This window comes from Lentibacillus sediminis (genome assembly GCF_002763455.1).
Taxonomy (GTDB): domain Bacteria; phylum Bacillota; class Bacilli; order Bacillales; family Amphibacillaceae; genus Lentibacillus_D; species Lentibacillus_D sediminis_A.
Window position 1 is genome coordinate 565,332 of record NZ_NIXK01000001.1, and the last position, 15,268, is coordinate 580,599.

The 15,268-nt window shown below is 47.0% G+C and carries 15 protein-coding genes; 13 read left to right on the plus strand and 2 right to left on the minus strand.

The window, feature by feature from the left end:
* Positions 1-143 precede the first annotated feature (143 nt).
* The 13 genes from CEG13_RS02610 to CEG13_RS02670 all read left to right on the plus strand — a co-directional run bounded on the left by CEG13_RS02610 (position 144) and on the right by CEG13_RS02670 (position 13,499).
* Positions 144-1,268: a M20 peptidase aminoacylase family protein gene (locus tag CEG13_RS02610; RefSeq protein ID WP_100010201.1), complete on the plus strand. Its 1,125-nt coding sequence runs from the start codon at positions 144-146 to the stop codon at positions 1,266-1,268.
* A 116-nt stretch (positions 1,269-1,384) separates the two neighbouring features.
* The gene (locus CEG13_RS02615) at positions 1,385-2,365 is read left to right on the plus strand and encodes an ATP-grasp domain-containing protein (RefSeq protein ID WP_158234633.1); all 981 of its coding nucleotides are present in this window, start codon (positions 1,385-1,387) and stop codon (positions 2,363-2,365) included.
* Position 2,366: 1 nt separating this feature from the next.
* The gene (locus CEG13_RS02620; protein WP_239984544.1) at positions 2,367-3,515 is read left to right on the plus strand and encodes a M20 family metallopeptidase; all 1,149 of its coding nucleotides are present in this window, start codon (positions 2,367-2,369) and stop codon (positions 3,513-3,515) included.
* Between the two features lie 190 nt (positions 3,516-3,705).
* Entirely contained in the window at positions 3,706-4,614 is a 909-nt protein-coding gene (locus tag CEG13_RS02625; RefSeq protein WP_100010203.1) for a thiamine pyrophosphate-dependent enzyme, read from the plus strand.
* A 45-nt stretch (positions 4,615-4,659) separates the two neighbouring features.
* Positions 4,660-5,805: a glycerate kinase gene (locus CEG13_RS02630; RefSeq protein WP_100010556.1), complete on the plus strand. Its 1,146-nt coding sequence runs from the start codon at positions 4,660-4,662 to the stop codon at positions 5,803-5,805.
* 224 nt (positions 5,806-6,029) lie between these two features.
* Complete coding sequence (locus tag CEG13_RS02635) at positions 6,030-8,144, plus strand: BglG family transcription antiterminator (RefSeq protein WP_158234634.1); 2,115 nt, start codon at positions 6,030-6,032, stop codon at positions 8,142-8,144.
* A gap of 33 nt (positions 8,145-8,177) precedes the next feature.
* Complete coding sequence (locus tag CEG13_RS02640) at positions 8,178-8,618, plus strand: PTS sugar transporter subunit IIA (RefSeq protein ID WP_100010205.1); 441 nt, start codon at positions 8,178-8,180, stop codon at positions 8,616-8,618.
* Between the two features lie 6 nt (positions 8,619-8,624).
* Positions 8,625-8,894 (plus strand): PTS sugar transporter subunit IIB, encoded by a 270-nt coding sequence (locus CEG13_RS02645; RefSeq protein ID WP_100010557.1) that lies wholly within the window; start codon positions 8,625-8,627, stop codon positions 8,892-8,894.
* Between the two features lie 35 nt (positions 8,895-8,929).
* Positions 8,930-10,228, plus strand: a complete 1,299-nt coding sequence (locus CEG13_RS02650) for a PTS ascorbate transporter subunit IIC (protein ID WP_100010206.1) — start codon at positions 8,930-8,932, stop codon at positions 10,226-10,228.
* A gap of 77 nt (positions 10,229-10,305) precedes the next feature.
* Positions 10,306-11,298, plus strand: a complete 993-nt coding sequence (locus tag CEG13_RS02655) for a phosphotriesterase family protein (RefSeq protein WP_100010558.1) — start codon at positions 10,306-10,308, stop codon at positions 11,296-11,298.
* A 19-nt stretch (positions 11,299-11,317) separates the two neighbouring features.
* Positions 11,318-12,037 (plus strand): creatininase family protein, encoded by a 720-nt coding sequence (locus CEG13_RS02660; protein ID WP_100010207.1) that lies wholly within the window; start codon positions 11,318-11,320, stop codon positions 12,035-12,037.
* An 11-nt stretch (positions 12,038-12,048) separates the two neighbouring features.
* Positions 12,049-12,774 carry a KDGP aldolase gene (locus CEG13_RS02665; protein WP_100010208.1) on the plus strand — a complete coding sequence of 242 codons (726 nt, stop codon included), beginning with the start codon at positions 12,049-12,051 and terminating at the stop codon, positions 12,772-12,774.
* Positions 12,771-13,499 carry an SIS domain-containing protein gene (locus CEG13_RS02670; protein WP_100010209.1) on the plus strand — a complete coding sequence of 243 codons (729 nt, stop codon included), beginning with the start codon at positions 12,771-12,773 and terminating at the stop codon, positions 13,497-13,499. The genes CEG13_RS02665 and CEG13_RS02670 overlap by 4 nt, the downstream gene beginning before the upstream one ends.
* A 186-nt stretch (positions 13,500-13,685) precedes the next feature.
* On the opposite strand, the gene CEG13_RS02675 is transcribed toward CEG13_RS02670, so the two are convergent.
* Positions 13,686-13,949 (minus strand): DUF3006 family protein, encoded by a 264-nt coding sequence (locus CEG13_RS02675; RefSeq protein ID WP_100010210.1) that lies wholly within the window; start codon positions 13,947-13,949, stop codon positions 13,686-13,688.
* 3 nt (positions 13,950-13,952) lie between these two features.
* Complete coding sequence (locus CEG13_RS02680; RefSeq protein WP_239984545.1) at positions 13,953-15,248, minus strand: MBL fold metallo-hydrolase; 1,296 nt, start codon at positions 15,246-15,248, stop codon at positions 13,953-13,955.
* Positions 15,249-15,268: the final 20 nt, after the last annotated feature.

Below are 15,268 nucleotides of genomic sequence, written 5' to 3' on the forward strand. Positions count from 1 at the left end.
AGGATAGAATTGTGAGATGAAATGATTGAATACTTTAATTAATAAAGCTATACTTTATTTTATTAAATGAAGAAGAAAAAGTAGATTAATCATTAAAATCTGGTTTGTGTATAGCAGATTCTTATAAAAGGTGGCGAACTTCAATGGCGAAACAGATAGAAGAACGTATAACAGAGACATTCGATTACCTGCACAACCATGCGGAAATCAGCTGGGAAGAGACGGAGACGACGAAATATATTGCAAGACTGCTTGAGGAGAGCGGGTGCCGGGTGCGGACGTTTGCTGACTGTACCGGGGTGATCGGCGAGTATGGAAATTTTGACAAGGGGCTGCCGGTTGTTGGAATTCGTGCTGATATGGATGCTCTGTGGCAGGAAGTGAATGGTGAATTTCAGCCGAATCACTCCTGTGGACATGATGCGCATATGGCGATGGTGCTGGGGGTACTTTGGAAATTGGCGGAGCAGCCGGAATTGCGGGAGAAGGTTGCGGTAAAGTTTATTTTTCAGCCGGCGGAGGAGAAAGGTGCCGGTGCGCTGAAAATGGTGGAGAAGGAAGTCGTGCGTGATGTGGACTATTTATATGGCGTGCATTTGCGGCCGGGGCAGGAGACGAAGATGAATCATGCGACGCCGGTGATTGTGCATGGAGCAACGAAAATGTACCAAGGGGAAATTAAGGGCGATGATGCACATGGGGCGCGTCCGCATCTGAATCATAATGCCATTGAGGTTGGTGCAGAGATTGTCAATTTGCTCAATAAAATTCATCTGGATCCGCGGGTGCCGCATTCCGTGAAAATGACTAAATTTCACGCCGGCGGCAAAAGCTCCAACATCATTCCGGGAAATGCTTCCTTTTCGCTGGATCTCCGTGCGCAGCAGAATGACGTGATGGAGGAGTTGGAACGGAAGGTGAATGGAATATTTGCCGCTGTGAGGGATCTTTATGATATTGACATTAAGATTTCCAATGTGGATGGCATTGCTGCGGCGAAAACGAATGAGGAAGCCATTTCCATCATGAGAACCTCCATTACGGAAACACTTGGTGAAGAGGGGCTGGACCGGCCGCTGGTAACGCCGGGCGGGGATGATTTTCATTTTTATACAATTAAAAGGCCGTCCCTGAAGGCTACCATGCTCGGGTTGGGCTGTGATCTTTCCCCGGGGCTGCATCATCCCGAGATGACATTTGATGTGAATGCGTTAAAGAATGGCACGGATATTTTGTACCGGGCAGTGTTGGGTACATATTGGCAGTAGACAAAAAGGCAGTCTTCCTTGTTGGGAGGCTGCTTTTTCTTTCGAATATGTTTGGAATTTCGCAAAAAGCGCTATACAACATAGAAGGAAGCCAAACTAAATGGGGAAGTGGGAGCATGAATGTGTTGATTTGCAGTACAGGAAGCAGGGTGAAATTGGTTCAGTACTTGAAGGAGGCCCTCGTGGATGACGGGAAGGTGATTGCGGCAGACTGGGAGAGATATTCCCCTGCTTTTGATGCAGCAGATGACTATGAGATCATCCCGCATATGGAAGAAGAAGGGTATTTGGAAGCAGTACTGGAGGTGTGCAAAAAGCATGCTGTTAAAGGGTTGCTTCCTCTGATGGATGAGGAAGCGGAAATTCTCTCGGCAGCAAGGGAGCAATTTTCGGAAATTGGAGTGAGCCTGGTGCTTTCCAGCGCAGAGATAGTAGAATACTGCTGTGACAAACTGAAAACCTATGAATATCTGGAACGGGCGGGTTTGCCCGGTGTCCCTACGTTTGATAAGGTAAGGGAAGTAGAGCAACTGCTGGAACAGGGAGATTTGGAATTTCCGCTGATTGTCAAACCCGAGGACGGAAAGGCGAGCCAGGGTGTGCAGATGGTGAAAAATAACGCGGATATGGAGAAACTTGTCGCACAGGACGGGGAGTTTATTATGCAGCCATATTATAAGGACCGTGAATTTGGGGTCGACGTTTATGTGGACCAGATCAGCGGGGAAATGGTCGATATGTTTATCAAAGAAAAATATGAAATGAACGGCGGGGCAACCGATACGTCGATTTCTGTGCATGATGCGCGCATCGAAACCCTCATGAAAGATCTGGTTGCCAGCATGGATTTTTCCGGACCGCTTGATATCGACTGCTTTGAGCATAACGGCAAGTACTATATTTCCGAGATCAACCCGCGTCTGGGTGCCGGGTACCTGCATGCCCATGAGATGGGATGCAACTTTATGGACTATCTGGTGAGAAACCTTGTGGGAGAAAGCAACCCGCCATATGAGGGATATCGTTACGAAAAAGATGTGGTGATGATGAAATATATGGATGTCATGTTAAGGAAGATAACAGAGGAGGAGGGATAAGTTGAGTGAGATTTTCGACACAATTGAAAAAAACAAAGAGATGATGCATTCCTTTTTGAAGACCGTGGTGGAAATGGAATCACCCTCACTGGATAAGGAACTGGTGGATGAATTTGCCGATTGGGTGGCAGAAGCGTTTGAAAAACTGGCAGGCGGCCGCAGTAAGGTTATCGAGAGTGCCGATTACGGAAACCATGTGAAAGTTGAATGGGGCGAAGGAGAGAGGCAGCTGCTCGTGCTGGGTCATTTGGATACGGTCTGGCCCCGGGGAACAATGGAGAAAATGCCATATACAGTGGAGGCTGATGTCGCGTCCGGACCAGGGGTTTTTGATATGAAAGGCGGTATTATTCAGGGGCTGTTTGCTATGAAAGCACTGCAGGATCTGGGTGTCGAACTGGACCGGAAAGTGGTGTTTTTATTTGATTCGGATGAGGAAATCGGCAATCCTTCTTCCAAGAAGCTGATCGAGGAAGAAGCAGCGAAGAGTGAGCGGGTGTTCGTCCTGGAGCCGGCGATGGGAGAGACCGGCAGCCTGAAAACATCCCGCAAAGGTGTCGGCATTTTTGAATTAGAAGCAACGGGAATCCCGGCCCATGCGGGGATTGATCCGGAAAAAGGGGTCAGTGCCATCGAGGAGCTGGCCTTGCAGACGGTGGAGTTGCATGGGATGACGGATTTGGATGTCGGGACCACCTTTAATGTTGGGAAAATCGAGGGCGGCACGACGAGTAATGTAATCGCTGAGAATGCGAAGGCAACCCTAGACGTCCGGGTGAAAACCCAGCAGGAGGCAGACCGCGTACTGCCGATCATCCAGGAGCTGCAGCCGAAACTGGATGGTGCTGAGCTTAAAGTGATGGGTGGCTTTAACCGCCCGCCGCTTGAAAGGACGGAAAGCATTGCTGCGATGTATCAAACGGCGAAAGAATTGGCGGCCGATCAGCTGGATATGGAGCTGACAGAACAGGAAAGCGGCGGGGGCAGTGATGGCAACCTTACTGCGCCATATGCGCCGACCTTAGATGGGCTTGGCCCGGTTGGAGGCGGGGCCCACGCGAACGATGAGCATTTGCTTTTGAGTGAAATGACGAAGCGGAGTGCTTTGTTTGCACTGTTGCTGATGGAATATGGGAGGAGAGAGCAGTGATTGTGCTGCTCTTTTTTTGTGTTGGCAGCAGGTGCGCTCGGTTCTGAGCGGTAATCCTCTCTCTGGATTATCAGCCGTTCTACAATTCTATTAAGCTAAAATTAGCCAAAACCGGTTCTATCACTATTTTCCCTGCCATATTTTTAATAGAGAAAGGCCAAGTTTATTTGCGGAAAATGGGGGAAAAGAGATGCGGTTAAATTTACATGAGAAAAAACATTTGCTGGAAGGGATGCTGCGGATCCGGTGTTTTTCGGAGCGGGTCTGTTTACTTGCTGAGGAGGGATCGGAGAACGTAATGGAGTGTAAGGATACCGGAAAGGAAGCTGTTGCCACAGGGATCTCCTCAGTATTACGCCATGGGGACACTATTATGAGTACTGGGCGTGGTTGTGAATTTTTACTGGCAAGAGGCGAGGAGGTACACAGGCTGCTGGCTGAAGGGAAAGGACAAGGGATGCATTACCCCATGTCTGCCACATCCGCTGATTTAGGGATATTTGGTGCGAATGTTATGGCTGGGGTCGGAGCAGCGTTTGTTCACAGACGTGCCGGGAGAGGGGACGTGTCGGTGATTCACTTGGATGAGGGACTGACCAAGGAGGAGTCTGTGCGTGAAATGATGTGCATGGCTGAGACATGGGAACTGCCTGCTGTTTTTGTCCTGGAAAAGAGGCAGGATTTACAGACAAGCATAGAAGATAGTTGCGGGTGGGTAAATAGGAGCTGCTTTGTTGACGGTGTGGATGTGCTTGCTGTCAGGGAGACTGCCTGGCTGGCCGTTGAGCGGGCGCGGCACGGCGGAGGGCCGACATGGGTGGAATGCAGGCTCCCTCCGGACATGGAAAAACCAGAGAAACATGATCCGATAGTAAGGCTGAAGGCACAGTTAATGAAACTTGGAATGTCCGAAAATGACTATTATATAATAGAAGGAAATGTACATGAGGCAATCGAACAGGGAGTGGATGTATGGAAGGCAGGAGAAGCTGGGAAGCAAGCTGAAAAAGATATCGGCACCGAGACGGGAGGTCTCTTCCCCAGCAGGCAAAAAACCTCGTTCCTATGGTATAGTACAGGTAGGCGGATGTCCCGTTGATATAATGGGGCATCTTTTTTGTACAGAAGGGAGAAAATAGGCTTGATAAAAAAGATCGTGATTGCTCCGGATTCGTTTAAAGAAAGCATGACGGCGAAGCAAGCGGCGGAAGCTATCGATAAAGGGCTTCGGGCAGGTTTTCCGGGGGCGCTGGAGACGGAACTGATCCCGATGGCCGACGGAGGGGAAGGGACGACGCAGTCTCTGGCTGATGCGCTGAGGGGAAAAATCTTTGTGAGTAAGGTGACCGGGCCGATGGGAGAGCCAGTGCAAGCGAGCTATGCCGTGTCAGGGGATAAAACGACCGCCATTTTGGAGGTCGCTGAGACTTCTGGGCTGGCACTTGTCCCCAAGGAAAAACGCAATCCGCTGCTTGCCACCACGTATGGAACAGGGGAGCTGATTAAGGAGGCACTTGAGCATGGGGTGTCGAAAATCATTCTCGGCATCGGCGGGAGTGCCACCAATGACGGCGGGGCGGGGATGATCGAAGCCCTTGGCGGAAAATTTTATTACGACAACGCTGCCAACGCCCAGCAAGGGGGAGGCGCGCTGATCCATTTGATCGAAGCAGATTTGTCTGGCCTCGATCCCCGGCTGGCTGAGGTCGAAATTGAAGTCGCCTGTGATGTGGACAACCCGCTGCTGGGCCCGAATGGCGCAAGTGCGATTTACGGCCCGCAAAAAGGAGCAACGGAGGAAATGGTACAGCAATTGGACGATGCCCTTGCTCAGTATCACCATGTTCTCGCCCGAGTTACAGGGCAGGACGTGAAGGATATTCCCGGATCCGGAGCTGCAGGCGGTTTGGGAGCGGGTCTGTTCGCTATGGGTGCCAAGCTGCGGCCGGGTGTGGAGATTGTGTTGAAAGAAACAGATTTCCCGGAGCGGGTGGCAGGTGCGGATCTGGTGATTACGGGTGAAGGAAAGATTGACGGGCAAACGATTTATGGTAAAACCCCGATCGGTGTGGCAAAATCTGCTAAGCGGCACAGCGGGGCAAAAGTGATTGCCCTGTGCGGGACGCTGGGAAGTGGATATGAGAAGGTGTTTGGTCATGGTATTGATGCGGCTTTCAGTATTGCCAAAGGGCCGGGTAGTCTAGAAGAGGCACTGAACAATGGTCCGGCCAGTCTGGAAGCGGCTGCAGCGAATGTGGCGAGAGTGCTGGGGATTAGCTGTGGAGAATAAAGTCCGCTTGATATATTTTTTAAAATGAAAACTTTACGTTAAAAGAGCTGGCAAACGGAGATATATTTTCTCTATTGCCAGCTTCTTTATTTTTTTATTGCCAAAAAGGTCCAATTTTGCACGTTGGAATGTGACTCATTTGGTCTTATCATTTGTATACTTATTTATTATATTAAAGATAAGGGAATTGAATCACAGCTTATAAAATAATGGTGGTGAATCCCATGAATCATCGAAACATTGCTCTATTAAACCAGTTAATTAAATCTGATGCCTATGTGTCCGTAGAAGAGCTGGCGGTTTCGTTTAACGTGTCACGGCGCACGATTTATAATGATATGGATAAAATTAATGATTGGCTGAAAGAGCGCGGATTGCAAGAATTGCGGCAGGTTCGAGGAAAAGGATTGTACCTCGATGAAACTGTGAAAAATAAGCTGTTGGATCGCATGGGTCCAGTTACGCCAAATTATTATGAATACTCTCCCCAGGAAAGAAGAGCCTGGATCTATGTTTATTTGACAGGACAACAGCAGCCCTGTTTTCTGGATGATTTAAAGGAGCTCCTTCAAGTCAGCAGAAATACCATCATCGAGGATATCAAACAGCTAAAAAAAGAGGTGGAAAAAGAGCATTTGCAGCTCGTTTCCGAACGAAAAAGCGGCTATACGATCTGCGGAGAGGAAAACGATCTTCGCAGACTGCTAATTCATTATATAGCGCTTGCCGTACCTGAAGATGTATGGTACCAGGTAATGCAGCAGCTGGAAACAGACCCGGAAAACGAATCCACTGACGTCCTGCCTTTTGAACTTTTTGATCTAAGTGCCTTATCTTCTCTAAAAGTCTGTGTGAATGGTTATGAGGCTGAGGTGGAGATTGAAATTACCGAGGATGTCCGAATTAAGCTAGTCCTATGGTTTTACTTATTTATTCAGCGCATAAAGCAGGAAAAATTCGTGGATGTGGATCCTGCGGAAAAGGAAGTGATCCGTACAACCGAGGAATTTGAGGCAGCGGTCATGTTTAGCAGCCGGCTGGCAAGATATCTCACAGTAAGCATGCCGTCGGGTGAAATCTTCTATTTCGCAAAATACCTGTTAAGTGCGAAGGTGAATTACAATTTAAATCTGCAACTGGAAAACAAAGAAATGAAAAAGCTTACAGAAGTTGTTGAAAAGATAGTCTATGATTTTCAAGTGCATGCTGCAGTTGCTTTTCCGGACCAGAAAAAGATGATTCATCAACTCCTTTTGCATTTAAAACCTACTTACTATCGTATCAAATACGGGATTCGGGTAGAAAATTTGCTGAAGGATGCAGTGAAAACAAATTATCCGGAAATCTTTCATCTGACCAAAAAAGTAATTCACCCGCTTCAAGATTTAATGGATCAGGAAATCGATGATAATGAGATTGCTTATATTGCCATGCACTTTGGCGGCTGGTTCCGGAGAGAAGGAGTTATGCTCGATGCAAAGCGCAGGAGTCTGTTAATTGTCTGCACCACTGGGTTAGGTACATCAAGGTTGTTGGAAAACCAACTCGAGGACCTGTTTACAGACGTGGATATTGCCCGTGTTTCCTCTTTAAAGGAGTATGAAAGCATCCATAATATAGCTGTTGATTTTATCGTTTCGACTATTTCTTTGCCAGACAGAGGGATACCTGTTTTTGAGGTTAATCCCGTGTTGAACAATGAGGAAAAGGAAAATCTGCTAAGGCGAGTAAACAGCTTATTCGGAAGCCGGTCCAGCCAGCAGGCTATGTCCGTAGATACAGTGATGGATATGATGAGGCGCTATGGAACCATTCAGGACGAGGATTCCTTGCGTTATGAATTAAGAAACTATTTTGCATCACCTGTTTCTGTTGACAGCGAATATTCAAAACCCGGTCTTCTCGAACTTTTGCCGGAAAACAGGATTGCCGTTCAAGATCAGGCAGTGACATGGGAGCAGGCAATTTATCAAGCGGCCGAGCCACTGCAGGAGCAGGGATTTATTACCTCCACTTATGTTCAGGGAATGATCCGGATGGTGGAGAAGAATGGTCCGTATATCGTTATTTCTGATCGAATCGCCCTGCCCCATGCCGCTCCAACAGATGGTGCAAAGAAAACAGGGATGAGCTTGCTGTATTTAAAAAATGATGTAGATGTATGCGGGAAACCGGTACGCATTTGGATTGTACTGGCCTCAGCTGATAATCAGCAGCATTTGAAAGCATTGTCACAGCTGACCAGACTGTTTACCAGCCGATCGGCAAAAGATGAAATGATGCAAATTACTAGTAAAGCCAGACTGCTGGAATGGCTGCATACTCATGTTACAGAATAAATTAATTATCAATAGTCAGGTGCGTGAAATGTTATGAAGTTTTTGGAAGAAAATTTAATCCGACTGAAAGCCGAGGTGGAAACCGCCCAGGAGGCAATTGAAGCGGCGGGCAGCATGCTGCTTAAGGAGCAGCTTGTAGAGAGTACCTATATTAATGCAATGGTCAATGCCTATCACGCCAACGGTCCTTATTTTGTATTGGCTCCCCATATCGCTATTCCCCATGCCCGGCCGGAAGATGGGGTGAAGGAAGCATCTGTATCGCTTGTTACTCTGAAAGAACCAATAAAATTTGGTCATGCGACAAATGATCCGGTGCGGCTGGTGTTTGGCTTGGGAGCGTCTTCCAGTGAGGAACATTTGACTGTGCTGAGAAGTCTAACAAATTTATTAAATGATTCAGGGAATGTGGAAGGCTTAAAGAATGCTAGTTGCTATGAAGATATTAAAACCATTTTAGAAAAGGAGAGATAAGTGATGATAAAAGTTTTGACAGTATGCGGATTGGGTCAAGGGACCAGCCTGATTTTGAAGATGAATGTGGAACAGGCATTGGGGGACAAGGGAATACAGGCTGATGTAGAGCACACAGATGTCTCTGCTGCCTCCAGCATGCAGGCAGATTATATCATTACAAGCAACGAACTGGCTGAGAGTTTAACAGACCACAGCGCGAATGTGATTATTGTAAATAACTATTTTGACATGGACGAGATCAATCAGGCAATAGAGGAGAATTTTACTGAGTGATCAGTCTGGTCCATTAAAATAAGGGGGAAGAAAAAATGGATATAGTTATGTGGCTTGCCACCAATGTGTTCGGCCAGCCGGCAATCCTGATTGGTTCGATTGTTCTTTTAGGACTTCTGCTGCAAAAGAAAACCGCCAGTCAGACGATCAGCGGAACATTTAAAGCAATCATTGGTTTTCTGATTATTACTGCCGGCTCCAATATTATATCTGGCGCACTGACTGTGTTTGAACCATTATGGGCTGAAGTTTTCAATCTATCGTCCGAACCGCTTAGCGGGTTCATGGGACAAGAGGAATTTACAGCGCAATATGGCAGTGCAGTGGCGCTGGCCATGGCACTCGGTTTTGTATTAAATGTGCTACTCGCCAGGTTTACAAGATTTAAATATATTTACCTGACCGGTCATATGATGTTCTGGACAACCACAATATTTGCAGGCATCGTGATTCATACAGTTGGAGATGTATCTTTCTGGGGGTTAGTTTTCTTCCTGACTGTCATTATGGGAGTATACTGGACGCTGCAGCCTGCTATTGTTCAGCCGTTCATGCGGAAAATTACCGGCAATGACAATATTGCACTAGGGCATACATCTGCCTCCGTTTCACTACTTTCAGCATTTGCAGGAAAATGGCTTGGAAATAAAGAGAATGACTCAGAAAAGATTAAAGTGCCCAGCGGGCTGGAATTCCTTCGTGACTCCAATGTTATTACTGCGCTTACGATGGGATTATTGTTTCTGTCAGGAGCCATCATCGTTTCATTAAGAGATACACCGGGGGCGCAGGAACTCATGGCATCGGCTGGAGACCAGAACTTCATGGTTTATGCCATTATCCAGTCCTTTATGTTTACAGCAGGTATCGCTGTTGTGTTAACAGGGGTCCGCATGTTTATTGGGGAAATGGTACCTGCCTTTAAAGGGATTGCCACCAAAATTGTGCCCGGAGCAAAACCTGCGCTGGATAGCCCGATTGTGTTTCCTTATGCTCCAAATGCTGTAATTCTTGGATTCCTTGGCGCATTTGTCGGTGCGCTGCTATGGCTGGTGGTTCTGGGCAATACAGTAGGCTATGTTTTCGTTCCTACAATGATTGTTCTGTTTTTCCATGGTGCAACTGCCGGAGTATTCGGCAATGCTACAGGAGGTGCCCGCGGAGCCGTGATAGGCGGCTTCATTACTGCGACCGTCGTTGCCTGGGGGCAATACATCATGGTCAGAATGCTTCTGCCAGGTACGATACCGGATACCGCGATGTGGGCTGCAGATTCGGATATGTTCATCCTTGGACCAATTATCCGCTTCTTGTCCCAGCTGCTATTTGGCTGATGCATGATAATTTGAAAAAGAGGGGAACCGGTTTCTCCTCTTTTTTCTGTAAATAAATGGAGGAAAAGGGGATTATAATGAGCTTTATACGTACATTCCACGGGGATATAAAACCAGATGAACTGGGATTGACCTATTCTCATGAACATATAGTCTGCAGACCGCCATATTGGGTAGAAAAGAACGAAGATGATCTGCTACTGGACGATAAGGAAAAGTCCAAACTTGATGTGCTCGATTTTAAAAACCTGGGCGGACGGGCAATCGTGGACGCAACTGCCATCGATTATGGCAGGGATGTTCAGGCAGTCAAAGAGATTTCACAAGAAACAGGGATTACCATCATCGGCACAGCAGGCTTTAATAAAAGCTTTCTTTGGAGTGCAGCAATACCAGATCGTTTAAAAGAAGCGACTGGTGAATATCAGACTTTTCATGAATGGATTGATGCAAGTTCAATCAATGAACTGGCTGATTTTGTCATCAAGGAAGTGGAGGAAGGACTGGAAGGCACAGGAGTACGCGGTGGGCAGGTGAAATTCGGCACAGGTTACAACCGGATTTCCCCCTTGGAGGAAAAAACATTGCGTGCTGTCGCAAGGGCGCATCATGAAACAAAGGCTCCCCTGCATTCACATACAGAGGCTGGAACTATGGGCTTTGAGCAGATTGAACTGCTCAGAAGTGAAGGAATTAACTTGGAGTATATCAGTTTTGGTCATATGGACCGAAATCCGGATCCTTATTATCATGAGCAGATTGCACGCACAGGTGCCTTGCTTTCTTTTGATGGTATTTCCAAAATAAAGTACGCGCCGGAAAGCACACGAATTCAGTGTATCCTGGAACTTGTCAAAAAGGGCTACGAAGATCAGATTCTTATCAGCGGCGATACTGCAAGAAAAAGCTATTACAAGCATTATGATTATGGCTTGGGACTGGAGAATATTCTTGGCAAATGGGTGCCGCGTTTTATCAAAGAAGCAGATCAGGCTGGATTTGATGGGAAAGGTTTGATAGATAAGTTTTTCATCCGGAATCCTGCGAGATGCTTTACCTTTAAAAAATAATCAGGCAGGAGGCGAACATATGCAATTTCAATATGAGAATTCCTATGAAATCAAAGGTAAAATGGAAAAAACACGCATAGCGATTTTGCCGGTTGGTGCTGTCGAAGCACATGGACCGCACTTACCACTGGGAACAGATAATCTATTAGCAGAGCGCTTGGCGGAAAAACTCGCTGAGCGCGTAAATGGATTTGTCCTGCCTACTTTGCCATATGGCCAAGTATGGAGCCTGCGTAATTTTCCCGGAAGTATAAATATCAGCAATGAATCGATAATTCGTTTTCTTGCAGATATTGGGGAAAGTTTATACAAACAAGGAGTCAGGACGTTTGCTATGGTGAACGGCCACCTGGGAAATGCTCCTGCGTTGAAGGAAGCTGCTCGTGTTTTGTATGAGAGTTGTCCGGAAATGCGAGTTTTCTACTTCTTTTACCCTGGGATGAGTCAGGCGGCAGCAGAAGTAAGAGAAACTGCGTCTGCCCACGGCACCTATTTTCATGCATGTGAAATAGAAACCTCTTTTATGCTTTATTTGGCGCCGGAATATGTGGATATGAAAAAGGCGATTACAGACATTCCAGAGATACCAGTTCATGCGGATGTAACCCCAACTCCGTGGGAAGAATTTACAGATTCAGCCGTGTTGGGGGATGCCAAGCTTGCCAGTGAGGAGAAAGGGAAATATATTATTGAGATTGCGCTTGAAAATATGGTTACATTTCTAAAGATGGAATCGTGAGGTGAGACGTAATGATGAAAGAAAAGCTGCATAACAAATTTTTGGTTAATTTTCTGGCAAGCGATAAAAAAAACGCGGCAGATATCATGGAAGCTGGGTCCGGTTATGTGGTTCCCGGGATTGTATCCAGTAATTTCGAGACCATTGAAGCAGCGGCTGCTAAAGTGAGCGAATTAAAAACAGTGAGCGAAGTTGTAAGCATCGGTTTAGGCGAGGGCGGGAACACAGCAAACTGGAAACAAGTGCTCGAGATTGCTGCAGCATCGGAAGCCGGCCATGTCAATCAGCCATTTGAGAAGGCGGCTTATGCCAAGGGATTTTTAGATGGCAGCAGGCCGGAAAACCAATTGGTAAATGGCCTTGTCCAGCCAACCGGTGAGAGAGGTAAGGTCCGCTTAGCCCTAACTGGTATTACGCTATGTGTAGAGGAGTTTTTAGATATTGCTTCCATTTTTGGGCTGGGAAGCATTAAAATGATGCCAATGAATGGAACCGAGCATTTACAAGAGCTGGTTTATATCACAAAGGCAGCCGAGGAGAGAGGAATTCGCGGAGTAGAGCCAGCTGGCGGAATCCATGCCGATAATATCAGTGAAATTATTTCCGCGGTTAAGGATATTAACATTGAATTTTTTATGCCGCATATTTTTGGTTCCACCATTGATAAAGAGACAGGGAAAACCATACCGCATAAAGTAAGGGAAATTTTCAGCGCAATTGAGGAGGGCTTACGATGATTCAATCATATTTAGCAGCAGTGAACACATTGCTGGCAGAGGTAGAAAAAAGTGAACAGGACCGAATGAGGCAGGCAGCAGAAAAAGTGGCAGCAGCCATCGAGCAGGATGGGGTGGTTCATTTATTCGGGTGCGGGCACTCACATATTTTAACAGAAGAAGTGTATTACCGGGCTGGCGGTCTGGTGCCGATCAATCCTATTCTGCACGAACCGCTGATGCTGCACGAGGGCGCAGTGAAGTCTTCTGAGCTGGAGCGAAAAAATGACTATGCTCACGTCTTTATGAATGATGTCGATATTCGGGAAGGGGACGTGATGGTGGCCATCTCCACATCCGGCCGCAATCCTGTCCCAGTCGATGCCGCCCATATTGCAAAAAGCAAAGGAGCTTTTGTCATCGGCATCACATCAAGGGAATATTCGTCCAGCCAGCCGTCGCGCCACACAAGCGGCGAGCATCTATATGACGCCGTCGACCTGGTGATTGATAACCATGCGCCTGTTGGGGATGCGCTTTTATCACATGAGGCCGTGGCAGTAAACTTTTCTCCAAGTTCCACAGTCATAGGCGCGGCTATTTTAAACGCTATTTTTGCTGAATCCATTAAGCAAATGGCGGAAAATGGCTTCGAGCCGCCGATTTTCCTGAGCGGCAATATGGAGGGAGCGGATGAGCATAATCGGGAATTGATAGAGAAGTATCGGGGGAGAGTGAAGTTGTAAGGGGAGAGAGTATTTGTCTATGCAGGAGCGGGCAAATGCTTTTTTCATAAATTTATTCCCCTGCATACATATGAAAAGCTTGGCCAAAAGCCAAGCTTTCCTTTCTTCTTCACTGAATTTAGCGGAAAGGCAGACCATAAAATCTGAAGTCAGTTTTTCTTTTACATAGTTGTCGCTTCTTCCACGTCATTTCTTCTTAAATTTACTCCCCTTGCTTTTATTCCGAAGTTTCTCCATAAGGGAAGAGGTTGTTTGTGCTTTTTCCTTCGTCATTGCCTCATCAATTGCGACAATGTGGTATTTGCCCTCCTGTTCTTCCATTTGAAACCATGTATTTACATCGCTTCCTTCTGGCAACTCATCTCTGGAGACGATGATTTCTTCCTTTTGTTCTTCGATGAGAATAACGGCTTTGTTGTTATCTTCCATTCGGTCAAGTATGCCTTTCATTTTTTACCCTCCTGTACAGGCTAAGCCTTCCGCTGTTATATCTGCAATCCGGGCCGGACCGATTCCATCGACACGGGTTAAATCATCTACAGAACCAAATGGCCGAAGCGAGATGACATCCTGTGCCCGTTCTGGTCCGATATGAATAATTTCCTGCAGTTCTTCTGGAGAAGCCTCGTTGATGTTTATGCAGGAATCGGCCGCGCTGTTTTCTTCAGCAGTGTCATTCGCGTTGCTGGATGCTTCTTCATTTTCAGGCTCTGATTCAGCATCTGCCGTGTTTTCCGGGCTGATGGTGCCATCCTCTTTTGTGGCGATACTGTAATTTTCTCCGTCGGTTGTGACCACAATCGTTCCATGTACATCCGTACCGTACAGCTCAATGCCAGAATTCTGGATCCGCGATACTACTTCCGGGCTGGGATGCCCGTAGCTGTTGTCTGCGCCCGCACTGTAAATCGCAATAGCCGGGTCAACCGCTTCGATGAAGGCCGGGGCGCTGGATGTGTCCGAGCCGTGATGCCCAAGCTGCAGAATATCAGCCTCCACTCCGACTCCGCTGTTCAGCATTTCCATTTCTCCTGCCTGTTCGGCGTCTCCTGTAAATAGGAACCGGACATCTCCATAGGTGAAGTGCACAGCAACAGATTCTTCGTTGGAACGACCTGTAATGCTGCTTGGGTAAAGTACCTTTAATTCCATGGGCCCAATTTCGTATTCCTCTCCGGTTCGTGGTTCATGATAATCCGAATCACTGTTCAACACTGCGGCAATTGCCTCCTGAAACGTATCGGAGGAACTTTCATTACCAGACATCCACACTTCCCCCACTGGATAGGCAGCGACAATTTCAGCTAATTGACCAATGTGATCGGCATCCGGGTGACTAACAATTATCAGATCAATCTCGGAAATGTTTTGCGCAGCAAGATAATTCACGACATCATTCCCTCTCCAGTCTCCCGTGTCGTACAGAATTGTATAGACTTCCTCGCCATCCCCGTACTGAAAAAGCGTCGCATCTGCTTGTCCTGCATCGATGAAATGCACTTGCAGTTCGTGTAGATCGTCACTTGAAGCTTCATTTTCCGCTGTTTCTTCAGCTGCGCCCCCCGCTTCTGTATTTGCTTCTTCTGACGTTTCCGTGTCAGTTTCATCGGTTAAGATGTCTGCAGCAGCCTTTTCCCGTTCTACGGTTTCGGACTGGCCAGCCATATTTGCCGTGCTATCCGTGTCAGCTTCTTGCCCACACGCAGTTAAAAGGAATGCAAAAAGCAACACGAATATGTACCGCTTCATCAATTTATTACCCCCTATTA

Excerpts from the sequence above, each read along its gene's own strand:
- CEG13_RS02610 (WP_100010201.1), top strand. The coding sequence starts at position 144 with ATGGCGAAACAGATAGAAGAACGTATAACAGAGACATTCGATTACCTG.
- CEG13_RS02615 (WP_158234633.1), top strand. The coding sequence starts at position 1,385 with ATGAATGTGTTGATTTGCAGTACAGGAAGCAGGGTGAAATTGGTTCAG.
- CEG13_RS02625 (WP_100010203.1), top strand. The coding sequence starts at position 3,706 with ATGCGGTTAAATTTACATGAGAAAAAACATTTGCTGGAAGGGATGCTG.
- CEG13_RS02635 (WP_158234634.1), top strand. The coding sequence starts at position 6,030 with ATGAATCATCGAAACATTGCTCTATTAAACCAGTTAATTAAATCTGAT.
- CEG13_RS02640 (WP_100010205.1), top strand. The coding sequence starts at position 8,178 with ATGAAGTTTTTGGAAGAAAATTTAATCCGACTGAAAGCCGAGGTGGAA.
- CEG13_RS02650 (WP_100010206.1), top strand. The coding sequence starts at position 8,930 with ATGGATATAGTTATGTGGCTTGCCACCAATGTGTTCGGCCAGCCGGCA.
- CEG13_RS02655 (WP_100010558.1), top strand. The coding sequence starts at position 10,306 with ATGAGCTTTATACGTACATTCCACGGGGATATAAAACCAGATGAACTG.
- CEG13_RS02660 (WP_100010207.1), top strand. The coding sequence starts at position 11,318 with ATGCAATTTCAATATGAGAATTCCTATGAAATCAAAGGTAAAATGGAA.
- CEG13_RS02665 (WP_100010208.1), top strand. The coding sequence starts at position 12,049 with ATGATGAAAGAAAAGCTGCATAACAAATTTTTGGTTAATTTTCTGGCA.
- CEG13_RS02670 (WP_100010209.1), top strand. The coding sequence starts at position 12,771 with ATGATTCAATCATATTTAGCAGCAGTGAACACATTGCTGGCAGAGGTA.
- CEG13_RS02675 (WP_100010210.1), bottom strand. The coding sequence starts at position 13,949 with ATGAAAGGCATACTTGACCGAATGGAAGATAACAACAAAGCCGTTATT.
- CEG13_RS02680 (WP_239984545.1), bottom strand. The coding sequence starts at position 15,248 with ATGAAGCGGTACATATTCGTGTTGCTTTTTGCATTCCTTTTAACTGCG.